At 33.5% G+C, this 23,404-nt stretch carries 18 protein-coding genes and 1 tRNA gene; 5 read left to right on the top strand and 14 right to left on the bottom strand.

Annotation, left to right across the window (positions count from 1 at the left end; genetic code table 11):
• Positions 1-84: 84 nt before the first annotated feature.
• From E0Z07_RS11255 to E0Z07_RS11240, 4 genes are all read left to right on the top strand, one after another.
• Positions 85-1,404 (top strand): TolC family protein, encoded by a 1,320-nt coding sequence (locus E0Z07_RS11255; RefSeq protein WP_131540753.1) that lies wholly within the window; start codon positions 85-87, stop codon positions 1,402-1,404.
• A 12-nt stretch (positions 1,405-1,416) separates the two neighbouring features.
• Entirely contained in the window at positions 1,417-2,475 is a 1,059-nt protein-coding gene (locus E0Z07_RS11250; protein WP_058699504.1) for an HlyD family secretion protein, read from the top strand.
• A complete protein-coding gene (locus E0Z07_RS11245) occupies positions 2,472-4,058 on the top strand; it encodes an MFS transporter (RefSeq protein ID WP_131540752.1) in 1,587 nt (528 codons plus the stop codon). The genes E0Z07_RS11250 and E0Z07_RS11245 overlap by 4 nt, the downstream gene beginning before the upstream one ends.
• A 236-nt stretch (positions 4,059-4,294) precedes the next feature.
• On the top strand, positions 4,295-5,020 hold the full coding sequence (locus tag E0Z07_RS11240; RefSeq protein ID WP_225600914.1) for a hypothetical protein: 726 nt from the start codon (positions 4,295-4,297) through the stop codon (positions 5,018-5,020).
• Between the two features lie 76 nt (positions 5,021-5,096).
• Here E0Z07_RS11240 and E0Z07_RS11235 read toward each other — a convergent pair whose 3' ends face one another.
• The 6 genes from E0Z07_RS11235 to E0Z07_RS11210 all read right to left on the bottom strand — a co-directional run bounded on the left by E0Z07_RS11235 (position 5,097) and on the right by E0Z07_RS11210 (position 9,482).
• On the bottom strand, positions 5,097-5,612 hold the full coding sequence (locus E0Z07_RS11235; protein ID WP_131540751.1) for a hypothetical protein: 516 nt from the start codon (positions 5,610-5,612) through the stop codon (positions 5,097-5,099).
• Positions 5,613-5,695: 83 nt separating this feature from the next.
• On the bottom strand, positions 5,696-7,102 hold the full coding sequence (locus tag E0Z07_RS11230) for an aminotransferase-like domain-containing protein (protein ID WP_131540750.1): 1,407 nt from the start codon (positions 7,100-7,102) through the stop codon (positions 5,696-5,698).
• A gap of 80 nt (positions 7,103-7,182) precedes the next feature.
• Positions 7,183-7,848 carry a metallophosphoesterase family protein gene (locus tag E0Z07_RS11225; protein ID WP_131540749.1) on the bottom strand — a complete coding sequence of 222 codons (666 nt, stop codon included), beginning with the start codon at positions 7,846-7,848 and terminating at the stop codon, positions 7,183-7,185.
• Positions 7,849-7,917: 69 nt separating this feature from the next.
• Positions 7,918-8,094 (bottom strand): histone H1, encoded by a 177-nt coding sequence (locus E0Z07_RS11220; protein ID WP_006259332.1) that lies wholly within the window; start codon positions 8,092-8,094, stop codon positions 7,918-7,920.
• 324 nt (positions 8,095-8,418) lie between these two features.
• The gene (locus E0Z07_RS11215; RefSeq protein WP_006259333.1) at positions 8,419-8,844 is read right to left on the bottom strand and encodes an acetyltransferase; all 426 of its coding nucleotides are present in this window, start codon (positions 8,842-8,844) and stop codon (positions 8,419-8,421) included.
• 59 nt (positions 8,845-8,903) lie between these two features.
• Complete coding sequence (locus E0Z07_RS11210; protein WP_058699499.1) at positions 8,904-9,482, bottom strand: Crp/Fnr family transcriptional regulator; 579 nt, start codon at positions 9,480-9,482, stop codon at positions 8,904-8,906.
• Between the two features lie 244 nt (positions 9,483-9,726).
• Between E0Z07_RS11210 and E0Z07_RS11205 the strand changes: the two genes are divergently transcribed.
• Positions 9,727-9,811: transfer RNA gene (locus tag E0Z07_RS11205), tRNA-Ser, on the top strand.
• A gap of 264 nt (positions 9,812-10,075) precedes the next feature.
• Here the strand turns inward: E0Z07_RS11205 and E0Z07_RS11200 are convergent.
• The 8 genes from E0Z07_RS11200 to E0Z07_RS11165 form a co-directional block, all read right to left on the bottom strand.
• The gene (locus tag E0Z07_RS11200) at positions 10,076-11,155 is read right to left on the bottom strand and encodes a phytase (RefSeq protein WP_006259353.1); all 1,080 of its coding nucleotides are present in this window, start codon (positions 11,153-11,155) and stop codon (positions 10,076-10,078) included.
• Positions 11,156-11,160: 5 nt separating this feature from the next.
• Positions 11,161-12,153 (bottom strand): metallophosphoesterase, encoded by a 993-nt coding sequence (locus E0Z07_RS11195; protein WP_006259354.1) that lies wholly within the window; start codon positions 12,151-12,153, stop codon positions 11,161-11,163.
• Between the two features lie 64 nt (positions 12,154-12,217).
• The gene (locus E0Z07_RS11190; RefSeq protein WP_036471185.1) at positions 12,218-15,055 is read right to left on the bottom strand and encodes a TonB-dependent receptor; all 2,838 of its coding nucleotides are present in this window, start codon (positions 15,053-15,055) and stop codon (positions 12,218-12,220) included.
• 314 nt (positions 15,056-15,369) lie between these two features.
• Positions 15,370-16,518, bottom strand: a complete 1,149-nt coding sequence (locus tag E0Z07_RS11185; RefSeq protein ID WP_006265038.1) for a biotin/lipoyl-binding protein — start codon at positions 16,516-16,518, stop codon at positions 15,370-15,372.
• A gap of 143 nt (positions 16,519-16,661) precedes the next feature.
• Positions 16,662-18,077 (bottom strand): efflux transporter outer membrane subunit, encoded by a 1,416-nt coding sequence (locus E0Z07_RS11180; protein WP_006263233.1) that lies wholly within the window; start codon positions 18,075-18,077, stop codon positions 16,662-16,664.
• A gap of 7 nt (positions 18,078-18,084) precedes the next feature.
• Entirely contained in the window at positions 18,085-21,246 is a 3,162-nt protein-coding gene (locus tag E0Z07_RS11175) for an efflux RND transporter permease subunit (RefSeq protein WP_006259358.1), read from the bottom strand.
• 43 nt (positions 21,247-21,289) lie between these two features.
• Complete coding sequence (locus E0Z07_RS11170; RefSeq protein WP_006259359.1) at positions 21,290-22,471, bottom strand: efflux RND transporter periplasmic adaptor subunit; 1,182 nt, start codon at positions 22,469-22,471, stop codon at positions 21,290-21,292.
• Between the two features lie 166 nt (positions 22,472-22,637).
• Positions 22,638-23,399 carry a LytR/AlgR family response regulator transcription factor gene (locus E0Z07_RS11165; protein ID WP_081048726.1) on the bottom strand — a complete coding sequence of 254 codons (762 nt, stop codon included), beginning with the start codon at positions 23,397-23,399 and terminating at the stop codon, positions 22,638-22,640.
• Between the last annotated feature and the right edge of the window lie 5 nt (positions 23,400-23,404).

Here is a 23,404-nt window from a genome sequence, read left to right as displayed (position 1 = left end):
GGCTAAAATAAGTAAAATATTGGCTAGTTATATAAAATACTTAGAATCATTCTAATCTAGTTTTGCAGTAAATAAATAGAATACATGAAACAGAACAACTTTTTATACCTAATAGTCTTTTTGCTCATAATAGGTCAAAAAGCACTACCCCAATCTATTACGGATGATAAAAACACTTTTGATTTAGACAGAATATGGGAACTTACGCAAGAGAATCATAAAAAAATAAAAGCAATACAGCTAAATGAAAAAGCGCAACAAGAAAATATTAAAAATACAAAAGCAAGCCAACTTCCTACTATAAACTTACAAGGCAGTTATAGTAGACTATCAGATATGCCTTTATATGAAGACGGTTTTCTAAACAAGCCTACAACAGTTAAAATCAATTCAACCAACTATAGTTCAATGTTAGCGACAGATGTAATACTGTACAATGGACTGAGCAAAAACAGGGAGATTAAAATACAAGAAGTAGCTCTAGCCTCTATTCATTCACTACTCCAACTCTCGTTAGCTGAAGTCAAACTAGAAAGTACAAAACTCTTTTACACGCTAATACGCCATACACATTATAAAGATCTTGTCGAAAAAGAGATAAAACAAGACAATAAACAACTTGCTGAGATTAACAGTCTATATAAGAATGGTACTATTCTGAAAAGTGATGTGTTGCGTTCTGAGGTGACCTTGTCTAATCATCAAATGCTATTGACAGAAATAGAAAACAACATTCTGATTATCCAACAGCAACTTAATTTGCTAATGGGCCGTGATGAACTAGCTCCTCTAACACCATTGTATAAGGATTTAAAGGAAGAAATAAACTTAGAATCCTCTTATGAATCTTATTTAGAAAAAGCATTACAAAACGCTTATGAGCTGCAAATAGCTGATAATGATATTCAACGAAGTGAATTGGATTTAAAACAACTCCAAGCAAAAATACTTCCTAAGGTAAGTTTATTCGCTGATTACAGTTTTAACTATCCACAGAGTAAAGCATATCCTTATGCTGATGCCTTATACGGTATGGGACAGATAGGTCTTAAACTCAATATTCCTATCTCTAACTTATATCACACCAAGCATCAGAAAATAAGCCAGCAGTCCTTTATCTCAAAGCAAAAAGTAGAAAGAGAACAAAAAGTAGATCAGTTAAAAAATGAGCTTAGAGCTTCTTATATAAAATATACAGAAACGTTACAAAGAATCTCTGTTGCTGAAAAGAACATCAAGCAAACTAAAGAAACATTGCGCATTATCAGAAATAGCTACTTTAATCAACAGTCTTTATTGACAGACTTATTAGATGCAGAAACACAACTGTTACAAGCTCAATTCGATCTCACTACAGCAGAGATAAATGCTAAAATAGAATATTATCAAATCGGTAATTTATAAGTAAAAACAACTATGAGTACAAATAATAAAATAACAAAAACAGACCGTATCATTCTTAAAATAACTCAAATAATAGCGCTAGTGGCTATCGCAGGGTTAGCAGTCTATGGGATGATTTTGGGAATAGAATTTTTAAGATATGAATCAACTAATGATGCTCAAGTAGAACAATATGTAAACCCTATAAATAGCAAAGTAGGTGGCTATATCAAGACAATACACTTTGAAGAAAATCAATTGGTAAAAGCTGGAGATACACTAATCACAATTGACAACAGAGATTATAAAGCTGTTCAACAAGAAGCTAAAGCCTCTCTACAAAGTGCGCAATCTCAAATCGACATATTGGATGCAAACATCAATACACTACATACTAATGCACAAGTAACAAAAGTTCAGATAGAAGTAGCTAAAGCAAAGCTCACTAGACAACAACAAGAGTTTAAACGATTTAAAAATCTACTTGAAGAGGAATCAACTACTCAACAACAATTTGACAATATCAAAACAGCTTTAGATATAGCAGTATCAGAATACCAAGCTGCACAACAAGCTTATCAAGCAGCATTGTCTAAAATAGAAGATGTAAAAGCTCAGAAACTTGCAGCTATATCTAATATAAAGTTGAGTGAAGCTACTTTAGATAAAAGCAACCTCAACTTAGGGTATACTATTATCACAGCACCTTATACTGGTCGAATAGGTAAGAAGATTATACAAGAAGGACAATTAATACAATCTGGTCAAACGATCTCTTATATCGTCAATGAAGAAAGAGGTAAATGGATCATAGCAAACTTTAAAGAAACACAAATTGGCAAGTTTAAAATAGGGCAATCTGCTAAAATAACAATAGATGCTTTTCCCGATATGGAATTTATAGGAGAGATAGAATCTATCTCACCAGCTACTGGGTCTAGATATTCTTTACTACCTCCTGATAACGCTACGGGGAACTTTGTCAAAATAATTCAACGCATCCCTGTAAGAATCAAACTAAAAGATAATGTAGCTAAGATTAGCAACTTATCAGCTGGGATGAATGCCAATGTATATATAGATAAACCATGAGAAACATAAAACTACCAACTTTTAAAGAGTGGGTACCAGATTACCTTATTCGTATCACTATTTTCTTAATACTCTTTCCTGCTTTAGCAGTATTTGCTTTTTATTATAGCAATACGCTAGAGACGATGAGTTATTATGGTATCGAAGCTTCTGACGTCCAGTACTCTGTAATACTAATGTATGGTGCTTTAGTTTGTTTCTTACCACTAGATGATCGATTAGTCAAGTACTTTTCCTTAAGACAATACCTCTTACTAGGTATTGTCTTTAATACGATTACTTATATTATCTGTGCCATGACCAGAGACTTGACTATATTCTTTATCTGTCGTTTTATACAAGGAGCTGTATGTGCTTTATTCTGTAGCATCTGTCTTAATCTTATTTTTCCAAGACTTAATTCTGCTAGAGCCCGAGTGATAGGATACACTATATTCTATGGTACTTTATTAGTTTCTGTTCCGATATGTGGAATAGTATGTAGCTACATACTTCAGTACTATTCATTTAATATTATGTTTTACTTACTGATTATCTTGCAGATACCGGGAGCTGTTCTATTACTCACTATTACTAATAATGTACACATTAGAGAAAAACTCCCTCTATATCAAGTAGATTGGATTAGTTATATTTACTTTACGATTATTATCTGTTCTATCGGCTATATATTCGTGTATGGACAACAATTAAATTATTTAGAACACAGTAGAATCAGACTGTTAACTAGTACAACAGTTGTAGGGTTAATCTTATTCATCTTGAGACAGCTCAGTCTTAAAAGACCTTTTATTAATCTAGCTGTTTTTAGATATAAAGATTTCTGTTTAGGCATCCTCTTGATTATGATCTATTACTTTTTTAAAGGAACGACAGGTTTTGCTTACTCTTATTTACAGACATTAGGCGTATCTTCTATTCATCTGACTAGCATTTATATCAGTAACACCTTAGGGACAATAGCGGGGTTACTAATTGTATCCAGATTATTATTAAATGATGTTGCGATTAAATATATTGTATTACTTGGTTTTGGAACTTTGTTAATCTATCACATCCAAGTCTATTTCTTATTCTCTAATACAGGTACAAGAGAAAGCTTTATACTTCCTTTTTTTATTCAAGGATTTGCTATTGCAGCTTTACACATTCCTTTAATAATTTATGCAGCTGCCTCTATACCACCAGCTATATCTAATGCTGTTTCATTTTTAGGAATTAGCTTTAGGTTCTTAAGCTTTTCTGTAACGATAGGAATTACCAATTACTTTCAATTGTTTAATAAAAGTATACACTACAATAGAGCTTCTGAATATATAACTTCCACCAATCCATTAAATAATGAAACACTTAAAAACATACAACACCACGTCACACTAGATGGAAAAGATTATGTCACAGGAGCTCAGCTAGCTACTAAAATTTATAATAGTCATATCAATACTCAAATTGTTACTAGAGCTTCACAAGACTACTATACTTGGGTTATCTGGGGATTGATATTTATTATTCTAATCGTCATGTTATCTTCCCCTACGAAGAAGATTCTCAGTAAGCTAAGTAAGGACTTTATACCTTATTAATACTTTTCCTTTTTCTAAGCTTTTTATACTGCGAGCCAAGTTCTCTCTAGAGGGAACTTGGCTCTTTTTCAACTAAAAGTGTAGATATACTATATACACAGTAATAACAAATTACAGAATAAGATTGAAAAACATTATCTTTATAAAAACGAAATACAATGTTCCGATATATAAGTTACTTTTTATTCTTCTCTTTAATCTTTACTAGTTGTACCTCAAATAGAAGGTATCAAAAAATGAGTAATAAACAAATACTAGAATTAATAAAAATTGACGCTCTTAATGATAAAGTTTATAAAATATTATCTCCAAATAATGATCTTATAAATTATGAACAAGCGTCTATATACTCTCCAAAAAAATATACTGTAGATAGATACGTAGACCAACAAAACGATTCTACAATTTTAAAATTTAGAAAAATCACTAAAAAAGATATAGCATTTAAAAAGACTATGCTGTTGTATCAAACTTATGGAACATATTCTGACACTATCAATACTAAATTAGACATCGACTGTACCCAAATAGATAATCTACTAAAAGATGCTTACCTAAAAGATAAAGAAAATAGATTAGGTGGTACAATCGACCTGAAAGTTGATGCACTGAATCAAAGATTATTATTTAACATCTTTGATCATTGTGATTTTCATACAGCAATAGCAAACAAAAAAGAAAGTAGTTACCATGCTCTTGTCATATTATTACATGCTAATACTAAATATCAAAAGAAATATTTCAAACAAATAAAAAAGGCTATAAAACTAGGTTATTTAGAACCCAAACACTTGGCTTACTTACAAGATAAAATAGCGACAGGGGAAGAAATCCCTCAAAAATATGGAACGCAATCGACTTATGATGATAATGGAAATCTAATATTATATCCTTATGATAATCTCAAAAAAGTAAATCAGAGAAGAAAAGCTCTAGGGCTTGAGCCTCTCAACATACAATAATAAAAATGGCCATAAACAAATTGTTCACAGCCATAATCAAAATTAACTTATAAAATATACTCTTTATCAAAAGAACTTATTCACTAGGTTTCCATCTTATCATGATATAAGAAGGCTTATTAAAAGGTTCTATCACAGACTCTTGATTAACCTCAAAGCCCCACTCTTTTAAGAAGGGAACTAAAGGGTTATTCTGTAACACCTCTATCCATATAGCATCATAATTACGAGTTAAGGATAAACTCTTTTGCCATAAAGACTCTCTTACTTCTTCCTCATTATACTCAGAATTGATATAAAAAGGTTCAAGATTAATAACTTTTTTATCCTTTAATACTTCTGGTTGCATTACTTGTTTAATCATTACAAACCCTGCAGGTACTTCTTTCTTAAACACTGTTAGCATTTGTGTACTTAGATTATTCAATTCTAATACAGCTTCTTTATGATTTAATTGTTGAGTTATATATTGATTTAATTGCTCTATTTCCACTGTATCCGCATACATTTCTCTTATTTGAGCTTCTCTTAATTGAAAAAGAATACCAAGCCCCTCTTCAGTTCCTATTGTGAATTTTGATATTACATCCATATTATTTCATGTTTATCTACAAACATACCCTTTTCTATCCCATTTGTTTCGATACAGTATTCTAAAAAAGCATCGGTACATCGCTATAATATAGACTCTCCGACTCTTCTTATGGCTTCTAGATTGTGTAAAGTAAGTTGTTTAGAGAATACTGCTCTAAAACAATTATCATATACATCTGTAAAGGAGAAAGTCTCTCCTGGTGTAAACTGCACTCCTTCTTCTGTACATCGCTTATAGAAAAAGTTCATATCTATATGCGCAGGTAATTGAACCCATGTACAATACCCTCCTTGTGGAAGTTGAACATGAATAGAATCAGGAAAACTATGAATTAATTGCTTCACCAACTGTAATGCTTGACGTTCTAATTGCAGACGAAAAACTCTAAGATGCTTATCGTAAGCTGAAGATTGAAGAAGCTTTATCATTACCTCTTGATTTATAGGAGATACCGAACGCCCTAGAGCGAACTTCAAGCGCTCTGCTTCAGAAAAAAACTGTCCTGCTGCTAACCATCCTAACCTAATACCTGGTGCTAACGATTTAGAAAAAGACGAATATGTCATTACCAATCCTGCTTCATCATAGTTACGAATATTACTTGGTCTACTTCCCTTAAAATAAAGACAGCCAAAAACATCATTTTCTATAATGGGTACATTGTGATATAGAGCAGTTTCATAAACCGCTTTTTTACTCTCCTCCGTCATTAATATTCCTGTAGGGTTATGAAAGTTAGGAGTTAGTACAATCGCTTTTATATTATTAGTCGCACATACTTTTCTTAAATAATCTGTATCAAAACCATCATATGCACGAACAGGTATTTCTATTGTCTTTAGCTTCAGACTAGCAATAACTTCTAAAATAGAGAAGACACATGGGCTCTCCACTGCTATAATATCATTAGGTGAAGTAATAGTGCTTAAAGCAATATATAGTGCTTGTAATGCTCCATCAGTCACCACAAGTTCATCTGAAAATATAGGAGCTCCATGAAGTCCAGCTCTCTTCACTAATAAATCTCTTAGCTCTTCTGCCCCATTATTAGGATAATAACGAAGTAAAGAAGCTCCTTTTTCTCTTATTACCTCTTGCATTGTTTTGAGAACTAATTTTTGAGGTATAAATAAATCAGATGGACTCGCTTCATTCAGTATTGTCTGACTAGTATCACTTATTGGATTCGTTATAAGATGTATTTTCTTTCTAAAAACTGCATCGCGAGGGATAATAGGTAATTCTACTTCTAAATTTTGTTCCGCAAGACGATCAGATACAATATACCCAGAACGAGGCACACTAGTGACCAAACCCTTAAATACAAGATAATCATAACCACTCTGAACAGAACTTATACTTAAGTTGTATTCTTTTTTTATAGCACGAACAGAAGGTAATTTATCTTCAGGCTTTAATAATCCTTTATTTATTCCCTCTTCTATTTTATCCGTAAAAACACTATACTTATATTCCTTCATTCTCATATAATCAGTACGTAGAGATTCTTCATGACTTCACGCAATATTGTAAGTAGAATAAAAACTACTCTCTATCAAAGATACAATTATTCATTATTCTCTGATGCTATATCACGCCTATCTGTAGGTATATTTATAATCTCAATAACAGTAGCTACTTGATCTAACTTAATACCAGTTAACCCATAACCATAATAAGCTCCTGTATCTATATTATACGAGTGGCTATCTAAAGTATACTGAGGATGGTTTTGTTTTAAAGGAGTATGTCCGTGAACCTGTAGTTTCTGAAGATTGACAAGTGGCTTACGAGTCCATAACACCCCATCCCAATTAGACTCATCATAAGGATTAATCGTATCACATACTCCTGCATGTGTGACAATAAATGAAGAAGTCTCAAATTTAAGTGGTAATTTTTCTAAGTGTGGTAAAAGGTTTTGCAAATCTACATGATGCCTTTGAAAGTCTTCTAAGGTGGTTAAACCACACTGAGATGTCCATATTTCATGACGTCCATCCTTGATATACTGAATAAGTTCAGCTTCATGGTTTCCCCTAAGAACAGTTACTGATAATGTTGTATCACTTAATAAGGCTAAACACTTCTCTACGACTAACCAACTATAATTGCCCCTGTCTATTAAATCTCCTACTAATATTAAATGCTCATTAGAAGAATCCCACTGCTCTAGAAGAGAACAAAACGTGTGATAACAACCGTGTATATCACCAATAATAAAATAGTTCATGCTCTTTTTATAAAACACAAACTTAAAGAATAAAAAAACTCCTACTTAGTAAAGTAGGAGTTTTTATTATTATTGTTTTGAAGCATCTAAAGAAGCTTTTCTAAACTCTTTTAAAAGTTTTTCAATAGATAAAGAAGCTTTACGTGCTCTTGTACCTGCAGCTTTATTTCCGTTTTCTAATTGTAAAGCTGAATCTTGTTGGAACGCTTCAAACTCAGCGTTGATTTTTTCGATTAATTCTTTCATGGTAATTTTTACATTTTAAATATGTATTACAAAAATAGAATATAATCTCACATATACACAGTATTTACTGACTTTTTTACCACTTTACCTCTCTCTTTTAGCACTTGATATTATTACATTATTGTATTCCAAACGGTAAATATCACCTAATCCACTCACTTTCAACATACCAAAGCTAAACGCATCGAATGTACCGTCATTACTACATTTCACTAAAAAAGTGAACAGATATTACTCAAAACAGATCAGTTCCTATAGATTTAGTCCTTAAAACATCCTGTTTCTATACAAAAAACCGTCATTTTCCATTACTCGTAGGAATAATTACAAGCTTAAATGTAAGATAGGATAAGGCTTTCCTTGTCCGTCTGTCTCAGACCTGTTTACTGATTTGAACCCCATGTGTAAATAAAATCCAACTGCTTGTTGATTTTGTTCATTTACATCTACTTTAGTAATATGAAGTCTATCTTTAGCATAATTTAATAACAATTTACCTATTCCTTGTCCACGAAAATCATTGTGTATGAACAACATTTCTAAGTTTCCATCAGCAACACCGATAAAGCCAGTCATTCTTCCCTCTTGGTTAAGATGAACATACAACTCTACGAATTCAAAATAACTAGGAATAGTCTTTTTAAAATACTCGAAGTCTTCTCTTGCTAAAAAATCATGAGTATGTATTACTGCACTTTCCCATATCTCTACTAATACTGGATATTCTTGACTCTTTACTTTTCTAATCATAATTTTAAATTTAATAGGGCAAATTTCTAAGCTTTGAGAGACAATCTACTGAACCTGGGTTAAAAAATTCGCTTGCGAATTCTACTCAGCCCTTGTGGAGTAATTCCCAAATAAGAAGCTATATCTTTTAAGGGGATATAATTAAATGTCAATCCATATTCTTCTTGCATTCTCAAATAATATTCTTCTGAAGAATACTTGATTAGATCTATATTACGCTGTAGGAGACGATTTAAAAGCCTTGCTGTTAATTTCCCAAACATTATCTCTAATCCAGAAATAGAAGCGTATAAATCGCTTATTTGCTCTTTATTAATTCGATATACTACTGCGTCCATAACAGCTTGTACAGAAAAGTCAGCCCGCTCTTGAAGTGAAAAAGAAATATTCGACATAGAAAAAGTTCCTTCTTTACAAAACCAAAATGTTTGTTCTACTCCTTTAGGATCAATAGTCCAACATCTAAATATTCCTTCATAAATAAAATAACTGTACTGTTCTACCTCTCCTTCTTTTATTAGGTATTCATTTTTAGAAATGGTAATTCGTTCGAAGTATTCATCAAACAAAGCATATTGTGAAGAAGTAAATACAGACAACTCGACTTCAAACTCTTTTAATAACTTTTCTAAAAGCATATTTTACTTATTAACTTGATAAATATATAAAAACACTTAGAAAAGTCAAGTAAGTAGAAATAAAAAAGCCTATTCATACAGGTTTGTACAAAAAAAATAATTTTTTAAACAATTATTACCAGCTCATTTTAAACAAGTTATAAAAACAATATAAAAAAGAACATCTTTTTTATTCAAAATCTCTTGCAAAGCCCAGTATTTGCAGTATATTTGCACTCGCAATACGGAAGTAATGCAGACCTCTGGAGAAATGGCAGAGTGGTCGAATGCGGCGGTCTTGAAAACCGTTGACTGTAACAGGTCCGGGGGTTCGAATCCCTCTTTCTCCGCTGAAAAGCCCGATAACACTCGTTATCGGGCTTTTTTATGCTTTATTGCTCCCTTCTTTTACTAAACCAGATTCCGCATTAGCCAAATACTACACTAATTAGGTGCACGAAATAAACTTTATTTATTGCGCACCTTTCTACTTTATTATGAATAAATTTAACTGAATAAAAAAACGTCAGCCTAACATAAATAAGCTGACGTTTTTATTGTTTACAAAGTAGTATTGAAAATCCCTTACTAAAACGAGTTTTTCAATTTTATACTTAATTAGTTTCTTTTTTACTTACTTTATTTATTCTCTCTTGAATATCTTTCCAATCATAATAATGAAATACTTTACCGTTACTCATCATTACCAGCATACCTTGATTAAAAATATTACTCACCCCTAAAGAAGTTACCTCTAAGCCATCACATTCAATTGCAGAAACAGGTATCTTAGCAATTAATCTGTGTTCATGAGGGTTTCCCTGTTCACCTTCCCTAGGATAAATTAAAATTGAATTATCTTGTTGATCTGAAACAATAATATACCCCGAATTAGCATCTTTTTTATAAATAGCTATTCCTTCATGATCTCTCTTAGCATCACCTTTAACAAAGAAAGCCAACTCTTCATTTCCTTTTTCTGGATCAGCATAGTATTTGCGCAATCCTGCTGTTTCATCAGAGTAATAGACGTAACCTAGCTCCTGGTCTACTGCAATAGCTTCTATTTCTTTTTTTCCGCTATAAACACCAAACTTTCTTTTTAACACCAAATTTATCTGACCTTCCTTATTCGCTTGCAGAGCATATTGCCATAAATACTCATTAGAAGGGCCACTTTTACGTCCTACAATAGCATAGATTTGCTTATTATCATCCTCTTTCTTTTCATATAAAGCGATTCCCATTGGTTCATTATACCCATCCTCTACTTCTCCTTCAAAAACTTTTAAACCACCTTGATCAATTGGCGTTAACTCTGGCAATTTAAAAATTCTTATTGCATTTGCATTTCTCTCTGTAACAACAGCAATATCAATCACCATATCTTTATACAAAAAACCATAAGCAATATCAACATTATTTGGACGTGCCATATCAATAAACTTATGTACGATTTTACCTTGTAAGTCATATGCATATACTCCTCCTCCATCTTCTTTGTCTGTTCCTATAATTAAGCTTTTAGATTGATCTATTGGATTAATCCAAATAGCAGGATCATCTGTATCAAAAACTGTTTGCTCTGTAACAATTGTTGGCTGAATAGCATCTGGGGCTATAGGAGCTAACTTATCTTTACAACTACTCAATAATCCTAAGACCGCTAAAGAGTATAAAAATCTATATTTCATTATTTCTACTTTTTTATTTGATGTGTAAATAAAACCTTTGCTTCTTTCTTACCTGCTTGAACTACCTGAACTATTAATTCATTATCTAAAATAGTGAAAGTCATAAAACCTGGTTCTGCAGCGGCAAAAATGGTATGCTCCATATCTCCAGAAGCTCGAACTTCACTCGCTGCACCAGAAAGAAATTGTGTGGTATAACGATGTTTAGGCTTGATAATTTGCAGGTCATGTTCATGTCCACATATATAAGCATCTACTTTATGTCTATCAAAAAAATCCGCAAACTTTAAAGCAAAACCTTGTGTATCTTTATTTTCTTTACGCTTTCCTCCACTGTACATTGGATGATGTCCTACTACAATCTTCCATTTTATAGTATCATCTTCTTTACCTAAAGTTTCTTCAAGCCATTTCATTTGTTGTTCGGTGTCTTGTTGTCGTAAATCACCGTATTTACTTCTCTTGTGATAACTTTCTATAAATGGATTTGTATCCATTACTACTAACAATACCTTCTCACCATTATCTAATTTAAACTCTTTACTATAATAACGGTCTGGCATATTCCAACGTCTACTAATATTAGTATAATCTATTTGTGCTTGAACATTACCTAAATAATCATGATTTCCCAAAGCTACATACCAATCAGCATATAAAGATGGATTAGTATATATACTCTCAAACGAAGATATCCAATGATAATCGCTTGTGCTAGCAACTCCATTTGGGTAAAAATTATCACCTACTGATACTACAAATTCACCATCTAATACTACCATTGCATTTCCCATTTCTCTAGCCACATCTTTCTGGTAATAATCCCCTACACGTCCAAAATCTCCCATGACAATAAAGTTAAAACTATTCTCTTTGTGAGTTAAACTTGGAATATTACTTCCTGTATACCCCGTACTTTTTTCATATTCAAAAGGAGTCTGTGCTTGTATTGTAGCAGTACAAACTGCTAATAATAAACTATATATTATTTTTTTCATGATAGATTGTATAATAAAACTAGGGCGAATATTCTTCGCCCTAATTTCTATAGATATTTATTTATTAGAAATCAAACTTAAGTCCTAAAGTAAATTTAGGTTGGTAATACTCCATTTGTTTTACTCTATGACTCACTCCTTGATAATATCTTAGGGGTTGATTAGTCAAGTTATTTGCTTCAGCAAACACACGTAAATATGAAGTTATTTTATACGAAGCATTTGCATCCAAGAATAATTGTTTATCATAATAACTATCTTCAAAACTATTTCCTCCTAATGCATCTAAATAATCTGAAGAGTAATTTAATGATACACGGGCTGAGAAACGATCATTCTCCCAAGACAACGAACCATTAAACATATGCGGCGCTGCACCAGGTAACTCCATGTTTTTTCTTATCTCTCCATCTTCATTAGCTATTCCCTTAGCTTCTGTATATGTATAAGTATAATTCACATAGACTCCTAGACCTTTCCAAAATTTACCAGGTATAAAATCAAATTGTCTTTGAAAAGCCACCTCTACTCCAAACAAGTTTACTTGGTCTCCATTTCTTTGTTGCATAAACTTCCATTTGTCCTCTGATTGAATAGGATTAACTTGTCCGGGAAACAACTCGTTAAAGTTCTCATGTGTAAAAGAATCAGATCTATAGTTATAGATAAAATCTTTTAAGTTCTTATAAAAAACACCAGCAGAAAACATTCCTACAGATTGAAAATATTTTTCTGCCATTAAATCAAAGTTATAAGCATAAGTTGCCTTTAAGTCTGGGTTACCTGCAGATACCATATTATCTTGAGATACCACATTAATATATGGAGCTAAGGCATAATAGTCAGGTCTAGCTAAAGCAGTCGTAAAGGCTGCTCTATAAATCCAATCTGAATCTGTCTGATATTTAAAAGTAACACTAGGCAATACATTAGTATAATTATTTGTATTACTAACCTCTCCTATTAAGTCGCTTTCATCTACAATATGATTACCTGTATAATCTATACTTGTATGTTCAATTCGAGCTCCCAATATCATAGATAATTTCTCATTGAAGTCTTGATCCCAACGAATATATCCTGCATATATATTTTCTTTAGCTTTATAGTTTAAAGCTAAATATTCTCCTGGCACTGCCTCCTTCTTAAATAAATTAGAATTGTATAAATCTAATCCTCCTAAATATTGATTTGAAGCAAAATGTCCTGGAACATATTTACTACCTGGTTGAAAACCAGATCCATCATAATAACTACCAGGTACAGTAGCTAAATTGCCAATGGTATTCGTTCCTATTGGAGAGAACTCATAGAACATATTCTCTCTCTTTTTATCTTTTAGTCGAAGACGACCTCCGAATCTTAGACGTCCTTTTTGATCTTCAATAACAGAAAAAGGAACTCGAAAATTCAATTTAGCACCAAACTCACTATCCTTTGTGAAATTATCATTTTCTGATAACTTTCTCAATGAAAAATTATCTGGTCGATCTCCTAATGCAGTTACTAGTGGATATTTTCCATTAGTTAAATCTTCTTGCATTGCAACTTTCTTATTTTGAAAATCTATATAACGTTCTCCTGGACGATCTTCTGATGCACGTGAATAGTTAACAGACCAATCCATATCTAAATTACTAGACCATAAATGCGTTCCACTTAATGCATAATTCTGGATTCTTTGATCTTCTAAACGAGTGTTTTTATTTCTATTATTATCAAGTCCTCCCTTTGTTTCTCTTCTTATATCGCCTGTAAACCCAGTGATATTGTTGTCTTGATCATACTCTGGCTTAATACCTCTGTAACGCACACGATAACGATTCTCTCTGTCATCTCTCCAGTTATACATTGCACTAGCATAGATAGTATGATTATCATTAATCTTATAATCAAAAGCACCTGAGAAACTACGACGAACACGTTGTACATCGTACTTACGAATGTCATATTCGCTCATATAAATATTGTCATACTTATCCTTACTCCATACTCCCTCCACATTATCTGATCCAAAATTATTACTATTATAAGAACCACTTAAGATCATTCCGAATTTAGAATCTAAAAAACGATTACCATACACAAAACTTCCTATATAATTTCCTTTGTCTCTTATAGGGTTAAGTCCACCTGCTAGAGTTGCCGAAATACGCTCTCCATAAGGTGAAGCACGAGTAATCAAATCAACAGATCCTCCTATGGCATCAGCATCCATATCAGGTGTTAAGGTTTTATTTACTTCTATAGAAGATATCATATCCGCAGGAATTAAATCCATCTGAACATTTCTATTATCTCCTTCTGCTGAAGGAATTCGGTCCCCATTTAATGTAACAGAATTTAAACTAGGAGCTAAACCACGGATAACTATATTACGAGCTTCTCCTTGATCATTTTGCATTGTGATTCCTGGTACACGTTTTAGAGCATCACCAATATTAGAATCAGGGAAACGCCCTACTTGGTCTGCTGAAATAACATTAGTAACATTAGCATTATTCATCTGTTGATTTAATGCTTTAGCTTGTCCTTTTAAACGTTCTCCTATTACTACAATACCTTCTAAGGTTTCTACATCTGTTGAAAGACTTAAATTAATAACTTTATTATGTCCTGAACTCACTTCTACTTCTTGTTCTACTGAAGTATAGCCAATATAACTTACTGATAAGACATATTTCCCTTCTGGAATATTTAAAAATTCATAATACCCATTATTGTTACTTACCGTATATTGCTTGCCATTATCTAATAAAACAGCTGCACCTGGTAATGAACTCTTATCACCAGAGTCTATTACTCTTCCTGACACAATTCCTTTTTTAACACTATTATTTTGTCCTTGTATTGGTATTGCAAAACAAATTGCAAATAAGAAAAATAAGTACTTTAATTTCATAATAATAACATTGAATAGTTTTGCTAGCAAACTTAGTATCAACCTATCAAGTCAATGTTTAGTTAATATTATTAATAAACAAATTACTATATTTTAAAATAGATATAAAATAAACGAAAATAGAATCAATAAAAAACCATATATCTAAATAAACATACTTTAATTCAACAAATCCACACACAATTACTAAAATTACCAATCAAACCAACATTAACGATTTATTAATTATCTATTCCAACGTTAATTTACTGAAAACAACAAGCCCTTATAGGATATCTATAAGGGCTTGTTTATACATAAAAAAACTTATCTAATTAATTACTTTTATTCTCAATAGACACACCTTCTAGGGCAGGATCATTAACTAAAGCATACGAAGTATATTTTCTGATAGGAACTATTTCCTTCTTACTTTCCACACCATTCTCACCCTTAATCGTTATGAACTGTTTACCTTCACTAGTTAAACTTATAGCAGAATAAGGTATCTCTATAACATCTTTATACACTAACGAAATCACCACTCTATTCTCTGCAATCCCTTCTCCATTTAGTTTTAAACCTTCTATCACTTGAGGTGATTTATCTAAAAAGAAAATATTTGTATCATTCTTAAGATTTACTTTGATAGGAATGCGTTGCCCTTCCTTAGTTTCAAATGAGCTTACAAGGGTATTCTGTCCTGTTATACCTTGTTTCCATTGTACCATATCACTAGTAGGTATTTCAAAAAACACATCATAGCCCACTATAGTATATAAACTATGCTTATCATTCGCTGTCAATATATCGCCTACTTTTACAGTGATATTCTTTACTACACCACTATATTCAGACTTAACAGCATATCTACTATACTTGGTATCTGATGCATTTATTTTATCACTTAGCTCAACTACATTCTTACGCAACTCTTCCACAACTTCACGTTGTTTAACAAAAGCGACACTGTCTCTTCTAGCTAATTTTTGTAATCTATTCTCTGCACGTTCTAAATCTTTCTTGAGCCCTTTGTATTCACTCTGTTCTTTATCTTTCTCTTTCTTAGAGACCTGTAGACTCCCCACCTCTACTTCATAGATTACCTGTCCTTCTGAGACTGCCTGTCCTTCTTTTATAAAAAGTGACACTACCTTCCCTTCTATAGACTCCTTGACAGGTGTGTTAAATTTCATTTTCACCTTAGCTGTATACTCCTTTGTATAGGTATGGTATTTACTATTCAACACTAACACCGTAGGAGCCACATTCTCTTTCACTACTTCAGTTTTCTCCTCTTCCTCTTCTAAGACTACTTCTTTTTCAGGTTGAATTACTTCCTCAGTAGCCGCAATCGTTGTAGACTCAGTCACCTCCTTTTCTCCACCTTTATCTTTATTTCCATAATAACCTACCCCTACTAAGAATACAATACTTAGAAGTGTCATTATAATCTGCTGAAGTTTTACATTTTTTTTATTCATAACCCACTCTTATCCTTACAAAGATAACTAACTGATGCAAAGGACTGAAAAAAAAACAATCCAAACATCTAAATTACAATAAAAAAAACCAATATTGTAAACAATATTGGTTTCATCCTCAATCAAAAATCTACTAGAGTATACTAATGTCCTCCCAAAGCTCTATATAAATCAACTAGCGACGCTAAATGATCTCTTTTTAACTCTGCAAAACTCAAACTACTCTGCAATGCTAAACTCTGTGCATTAATAACCTCTAAGTAAGATGCCTTATCCATCTCAAACATAAATTTGATATTAGCTAAAGAAGTGTTTAGAATATTCACTCGCTTTTGCATCATCTCTTCTTTTTGAGATAGTTTATCGATTTTTACCAATGCATTATGTACATCCGTAAAACCAACTATAACTTTATTTTTAAATTCTATACCTGCTTTTTCTCGTTCTACAACAGCGATTTCATAAGCTGTTCTTAACTTCTTCTGATTAAATATAGGCTGTATTAAACCACCACCAAACATACCAAATAAAGAGGCTGGTGTCTTAAACCACTGTGAACTTTCAAATGCATTTAATCCTCCTTGAGCAGATATAATCAAATTAGGATACATCTGCCCTTGAGCTGCTCCTACTTTTGCATTAGCTGCTTTTAAAGCATATTCTGCTACTTGTACATCTGGACGAGTACTTAAAAAATCCGCAGGTACTCCTGTATTTAAATCTGTTGAAAAATTTAAATCACTAATCGTAACAGAGCGAGATATAGCCTGCGGATAATTATTTAAAAGCAAATTCAATCCACTTTCTTGTAAGGCAATTTCTTGCTCTATCTGAGGTAATAATTCTTTTGATTCTAACCACTGTGCCTCTGCTTGTTGCATCGCTACAATAGTCTCGTTACCTACCTCGAACATCTTTTTAGTTAATAAGTATGTACTCTCACGAAGTGCAATACCTTCTATCGCTATTTCGAGCTGTTCGTCTAACATTAGTAAGTTGATATAACTAGTAGCTACCTCTGCTACTAATCTATTTTGGATAGCTCTCTTTACCTCTTCCGTCTGCATCATAGTCGCTAATACAGCTTCCTTCTCCCTTCTAAGCTTCCCCCATATATCTAACTCCCATGATAAATCAAGGCTTGCTGTAAAATCATCATTAACACGTCCTGCCCCACTAGCCGCCAATTGGCTATTCTTAGAAGACTCTGTTCTACTACCGGCTACATTCATTGTCAACTGTGGTAATAGCGCCATTTTTGACTGAGTGAATAACAACCTTGTTTGTTCGATATTTTTAACAGCAACTTGTAAATCAGCATTGCGCTCTAATGCAGATTCAATCAAACTCGTTAATTCAGTGTTCTTAAAGAATTCCGAATAACTCAACTTCGCTAGATTATTAGCTGTAGTATCAGAAGCAGTCTCTTGATAAAACTGCTCTGGTGTGTCTACAGTTGGTCTTTCATAATTCTTACCTACTTTACAAGCAGTTAATAATGTCGAACCAATCGCTATATATACTATTTTTCTCATTGTTTTCTTGTTTTGAACTACCATTAATCTCTTAGTTTTCTACAACTTCAGAAACGTCTGGTTGCTTACCACTAATTTTCTCTTGTAAGTACTGGAATGCAACATAAAGGAAAGGAATAACGAATACTCCTAGAATAACTCCTAATACCATCCCTCCTGCTGTACCAATACTAATAGAGTGGTTACCTTGTGCTGACGAACCTTGAACGAACATCAAAGGAATTAGACCTGCTACGAAAGCAAATGATGTCATCAAGATAGGACGAAGACGTAAACGCGAAGCTTCTAATGCTGAGTCTACAATACTCATCCCCCCTTGTCTTTTCTGAACAGCAAACTCTACAATCAAAATTGCATTCTTCGCGAGCAGTCCGACCAGCATGATGAGCCCTACTTGCACATAAATATTATTAGCAATACCTACAGATCCTATGGCTAAGAATACTCCCATAATACCAACTGGTAGTGATAACAATACTACTAATGGTAAGATGTAACTCTCATACTGAGCTGAAAGAATAAAGTAGATAAACAAGATAGATAATCCAAAGATAAACACCATCTGTCCTCCAGATTTCTTCTCTTCTTTACTCAGTCCTAACCATTCAATACTATATCCTGAAGGTAATTTCTCTGCCGCTACTTTCTCTACTGCCGCCATCGCATCCCCTGTACTTGTACCAGGGTTGATAATACCATTTACAGCGATAGAATTAAATAAGTTATGACGACTGATAGCTTGTGGTCCATACACTTTCTCTAAGTGCGCTAAAGAACTAATCGGAATCATCTCTCCCGAACCAGCTGTCACATAGATAGTTTTAAAAGATTCTTCATCTGCTCTAAATTGAGCATCTCCCTGTACAAACACCTTAAACTGTTTACCAAAACGGTTAAAGTCATTTACTTGTGCTGATCCGTAGAATAACTGTACTGCACTCATCATATCACTTACTTCCACTCCGTGCATCTTTGCCTTCACAGGATCTACTACGATTTTATACATTGGGAAGTTTGCTTTAAACATTGTGAAGGCACTTAGCACTTCATCAGTCTCACTTAGATCTTGATTAAACTGATTTACAACATTTGCAAACTCTGTAATATCTCCACCACGTCTATCCTGAACTACCATCTCTAATCCATCAAAATCTCCAAATCCTGGAACTGTTGGGTTAGCAAACACATAGAAATCACCTTCTTTTAATGATGATAATTCTTGATTTAACTGTGCAATCAACTCATTGATGTCAGTTACCTCTCCTCTTTCTTCTAAAGCTTTAAAAGAAATGAATCCCATACCATAAGCTGGACTGGCTGCATTACCTAAAATGTTGAATCCTGAAATAGTGGTTACAGACTTAATAGCAGGGTTCTTTCTCATGATCTCATCCCCTTCTTTTAAGACCTGTGCTGTTCTATCAATAGATGACCCAGGAGGTAATGATAGAGCAAACATCGCAAATCCCTGATCTTCATTAGGAATAAACCCTTTAGGAGTTGTATTCATTAAGAATACCATTCCTACTATAGAACCTACTAGAATACAGAAACTCAATACTTTTCTTTTGATTAAGAAATGTACTCCTTTTATATATCTATTCGTTAATGCTGTAAATCCTGCATTAAACGATCTAAAGAACCTTCTCTTAAACCCATCTTTCTTTACCTCTCCCGTATGTTCTAAATCATGGTGATGATTCTTTAATAACAAGGCACATAAAGCAGGGCTCAATGTCAAGGCATTTACAGCAGAAATCATAATCGCTATCGCAAGTGTATATGCAAATTGCTTATAGAATACTCCCACTGGTCCTTCCATAAACCCTACAGGTAAGAATACTGCTGACATTACTAAAGTAATCGAGATAATCGCTCCTGAGATTTCACTCATGGCCTTAGTAGTTGCCTCTTTGGCATCTAAGCCCTCGAGTTCCATCGTACTGTGTACTGCCTCTACTACTACAATGGCATCATCCACTACAATACCAATAGCTAGTACTAATGCAAACAACGTCAACATATTAATCGAGAACCCTAACATATTCAAGAAGAAGAAGGTACCGATTAATGATACTGGTACTGCTATCGCAGGAATAATAGTTGATCTAAAATCTTGTAAGAAGATATAAACAATAAGGAATACTAATAAGAATGCCTCTATTAATGTTGTTTTTACCTGATTTATAGATTCATCTAACTGTGTCTTATTAGCGAACGTTACATTGTATTTTAGCCCTTTTGGCAACTGAGGAGTTAATTCTTCTAATACCTTGTACACTTGAGTTTGAATCTCATTTGCATTAGATCCTTTTGTCTGGAACACAGCCATTGTTACAGCTTCTTGTCCATTGATTTTATTCTCCTCATCATACGCTACTGCACCAAACTCGATGCGTGCGATATCTTTTAAATAAAGTACATTACCACTTTTATCTGCCTGTACTACAATATTCTCGAATTGTTCAGGAGTATTATATTTACCTGGGTATGTCAATGTATATTGTACTGCTCCTCCTGCATTCTGACCTAAGTTACCTGCAGCTACTTCCATACTCTGACTTTGGATAGAACGCTCTACATCAGCAGGAGTTAATCCTCTATTTGCCAGTTTATGTGGATCTAGCCATATACGCATAGCATAATCCTTCTCACCGAATAGCTGTACGTTACCTACCCCTTTAATACGTTTTAACTCACGTACTAAGTTGATACGAGCATAATTCTGTACGAAGGTTTCATCATATAGAGCAGCATCCTCACTGATAAGGTCTACTACCATGATCATACCTCTCTGTTCTTTCTGAGTGATTACCCCCGCTTGTAATACCTCAGCAGGTAAGATACCTGTCACCTGAGCTACCCTGTTCTGTACGTTTACTGCCGCCTGATCAGGATCAGTTTCTAAATCAAAGAATACTGTGATAGCTGCTGTACCATCATTACTAGCTGTTGACTCTATATGAGTCATATTTTCTACCCCGTTAATTACCTCTTCTAAAGGAGTCACTACTGATTTCAATACTGTCTCAGCATTACCTCCCGGATAAGAAGCCATTACAGTTACACTCGGAGGTGCAATATCAGGGAACTGTGCCATAGGTAACTGTGTAAGTCCTACTGCCCCTAATATAACAATGATAAGAGATATAACTGTAGCTAATACAGGTCTATGTATTATCTTTTTAAGCATTTGATCTGTTTGTTTTAATTAAATAAAGAATCTTTGAGCCTACTTACTCGCTTGCTTTAGCAGTTTCTGTACTTGTATTACCTCCTGCATTTTTTGCTGCAGATAATACCGTCACAGTCATACCATCTTGCAGTTTATCTACTCCTGTTGTTACAAGGGTTTCTCCTTCTTTCACACCATCAGCGATAAAATAAGTATGCAAGTTCTTTCCGATAATTTTAAGTTGTCTTTGATCAACTGTATTGTCTTTATTCACTACATAAGCAAAGATCTTATCTTGTAAGTCTGCAGTAGCAGCTATAGGTACTTGTACAGCATCTTTATGTGTAGCCATAAGGTTCACAATACCTGTCCCTCCATTTCTCAATAAACGATCTGGATTATCAAATACTGCACGTACACTGATAGAATTAGTACCTGCATCGAACTCTCCATTGATTACATCTACCTTACCACTTATAGGATACTTATCTCCATTACTTAATTCTAATTCTATAGGCATCTTCAGTACATTCTCTGAACCACCATTCTCTTTTACTAGATTAAAGTAGTCTGCTTCTGTCAATGAGAAATAAGCGAACATCTGAGAGATATCAGACATCGTAGTTAGTTCCTCTACTTCACCAGCTGTCACTAAGTTTCCTACACGCTTAGTAATACGTCCTAAGAATCCATCTACAGGAGCCTTAATCGTACAGTAGCTTAAGTTTAACTTTGCTTCTGCCACAGCCGCCTCTGCCTGAGCCACGTTTGCTTTAGCGTTATCTAACACCGCTTGTGCAGTTTTTAACTGTATTGGAGATACAAAAGAATTATCTAATAAAGACTGTACTTTATCTTTTTCTAATTGAGCATTTACGAGAGCTGCCTGAGCTGCTTTTAGACTAGCATTTGCATTATTTAGTTGTATTTGATACGGTTGAGCGTCTATTAAGATTAATGCCTGCCCCTTCTTTACATAACTTCCTTCTTCTACAAGAATCTTATCAATATAACCCGAAGCTTGTGCACGTACTTCTACATTCACCCTTCCTTCTAACGATGCTGTATATTTTTTTAATACAAGAGCATCACCCTTCTCTACTACACTTGTTCTAACTTCTAATGAAGGCTGCCCTGCATCTCCTTCACTTGATTGCTTATTACAGCTAACGAAAAATACAGATAAACCAAATAATAGGCCTCCTAAAAACAAAACTTTCGTACTTCTATAAATTTTATTCATTTCTAACGCTTTTTACACAACAAAAATCAAAAATTATACCGCTCCTACTTCTAGAATTAGTTCGAAGCGTAAAAATTCGAACCTGAAGCGTCAAAAGGGCTTACTTACCTGAATAAACTATCTCTTATACTTACACATAGACACAAAAAAAGCTACTAATGTAGCTTTATGAATTTAACCAATTTTTAAGTAATGGTGCCTTCTCACGGCTTACGATTACCTCTCTCTGAGGATCTTTTACTAAGCCTATTTTTAATTTTCCGTTATAGTAGTTCTGCACATGCTCTATACTATCTACACTCACGATATGTTGTCTATTCGCTCTAAAGAATATCTCAGGTGAAAGCTCTTCTTCTAACTCCTCTAAGGTCTGACTTACGATTACAGTAGTTTTATCCTTTAAGACTAGATGTGTAATCTTTAATTCTGAATAAATAAAATCAATCTCACCCACCTTCACAGTCTTAAAACCATCCTTATAAGGAATCAAAAAACGTGAACGATAAAATGCTTCTTTCTTGTGTAAACTACCTAATATATCTTTAATCGAATCACTTAATACAGGAGAACTTCTAAGTGCTTTAAACTTATTCAATGCCTGTTCTAGCTCTTCTTCTCTTACAGGCTTCATGATATAGTCTATACTATTCACCTTAAATGCTTTTAGAGCATACTCATCATAAGAAGTCGTAAATATCACAGGTGCTTTTATCTCTATCTGCTCGAATATCTCAAAACACAAACCGTCTTCTAATCTAATATCCATCATGATCAAGGACGGCTCCTCATGATGCTGTAACCATTCTATACATTCTTTTACACTTTCTACTACAGCTACGATTTCTATTGTAGAATCTAATACCTGCAATAGACGAGATAATTTATTAGCATTTCTTACCTCATCCTCTACGATCAAAACTTTCATCATGTATA

It is taken from the genome of Myroides odoratimimus, assembly GCF_004337635.1.
Taxonomy (GTDB): Bacteria; Bacteroidota; Bacteroidia; order Flavobacteriales; family Flavobacteriaceae; genus Flavobacterium; species Flavobacterium odoratimimum.
This window is presented reverse-complemented; position numbering and strand designations above follow the sequence as displayed.

Bases quoted from the DNA above. Each gene is read 5' to 3' on its own strand.
- E0Z07_RS11255 (WP_131540753.1), top strand. From the start codon at position 85: ATGAAACAGAACAACTTTTTATACCTAATAGTCTTTTTGCTCATAATA.
- E0Z07_RS11250 (WP_058699504.1), top strand. From the start codon at position 1,417: ATGAGTACAAATAATAAAATAACAAAAACAGACCGTATCATTCTTAAA.
- E0Z07_RS11245 (WP_131540752.1), top strand. From the start codon at position 2,472: ATGAGAAACATAAAACTACCAACTTTTAAAGAGTGGGTACCAGATTAC.
- E0Z07_RS11240 (WP_225600914.1), top strand. From the start codon at position 4,295: ATGAGTAATAAACAAATACTAGAATTAATAAAAATTGACGCTCTTAAT.
- E0Z07_RS11235 (WP_131540751.1), bottom strand. From the start codon at position 5,612: ATGGATGTAATATCAAAATTCACAATAGGAACTGAAGAGGGGCTTGGT.
- E0Z07_RS11230 (WP_131540750.1), bottom strand. From the start codon at position 7,102: ATGAGAATGAAGGAATATAAGTATAGTGTTTTTACGGATAAAATAGAA.
- E0Z07_RS11225 (WP_131540749.1), bottom strand. From the start codon at position 7,848: ATGAACTATTTTATTATTGGTGATATACACGGTTGTTATCACACGTTT.
- E0Z07_RS11220 (WP_006259332.1), bottom strand. From the start codon at position 8,094: ATGAAAGAATTAATCGAAAAAATCAACGCTGAGTTTGAAGCGTTCCAA.
- E0Z07_RS11215 (WP_006259333.1), bottom strand. From the start codon at position 8,844: ATGATTAGAAAAGTAAAGAGTCAAGAATATCCAGTATTAGTAGAGATA.
- E0Z07_RS11210 (WP_058699499.1), bottom strand. From the start codon at position 9,482: ATGCTTTTAGAAAAGTTATTAAAAGAGTTTGAAGTCGAGTTGTCTGTA.
- E0Z07_RS11200 (WP_006259353.1), bottom strand. From the start codon at position 11,155: ATGAAATATAGATTTTTATACTCTTTAGCGGTCTTAGGATTATTGAGT.
- E0Z07_RS11195 (WP_006259354.1), bottom strand. From the start codon at position 12,153: ATGAAAAAAATAATATATAGTTTATTATTAGCAGTTTGTACTGCTACA.
- E0Z07_RS11190 (WP_036471185.1), bottom strand. From the start codon at position 15,055: ATGAAATTAAAGTACTTATTTTTCTTATTTGCAATTTGTTTTGCAATA.
- E0Z07_RS11185 (WP_006265038.1), bottom strand. From the start codon at position 16,518: ATGAATAAAAAAAATGTAAAACTTCAGCAGATTATAATGACACTTCTA.
- E0Z07_RS11180 (WP_006263233.1), bottom strand. From the start codon at position 18,077: ATGGTAGTTCAAAACAAGAAAACAATGAGAAAAATAGTATATATAGCG.
- E0Z07_RS11175 (WP_006259358.1), bottom strand. From the start codon at position 21,246: ATGCTTAAAAAGATAATACATAGACCTGTATTAGCTACAGTTATATCT.
- E0Z07_RS11170 (WP_006259359.1), bottom strand. From the start codon at position 22,471: ATGAATAAAATTTATAGAAGTACGAAAGTTTTGTTTTTAGGAGGCCTA.
- E0Z07_RS11165 (WP_081048726.1), bottom strand. From the start codon at position 23,399: ATGATGAAAGTTTTGATCGTAGAGGATGAGGTAAGAAATGCTAATAAA.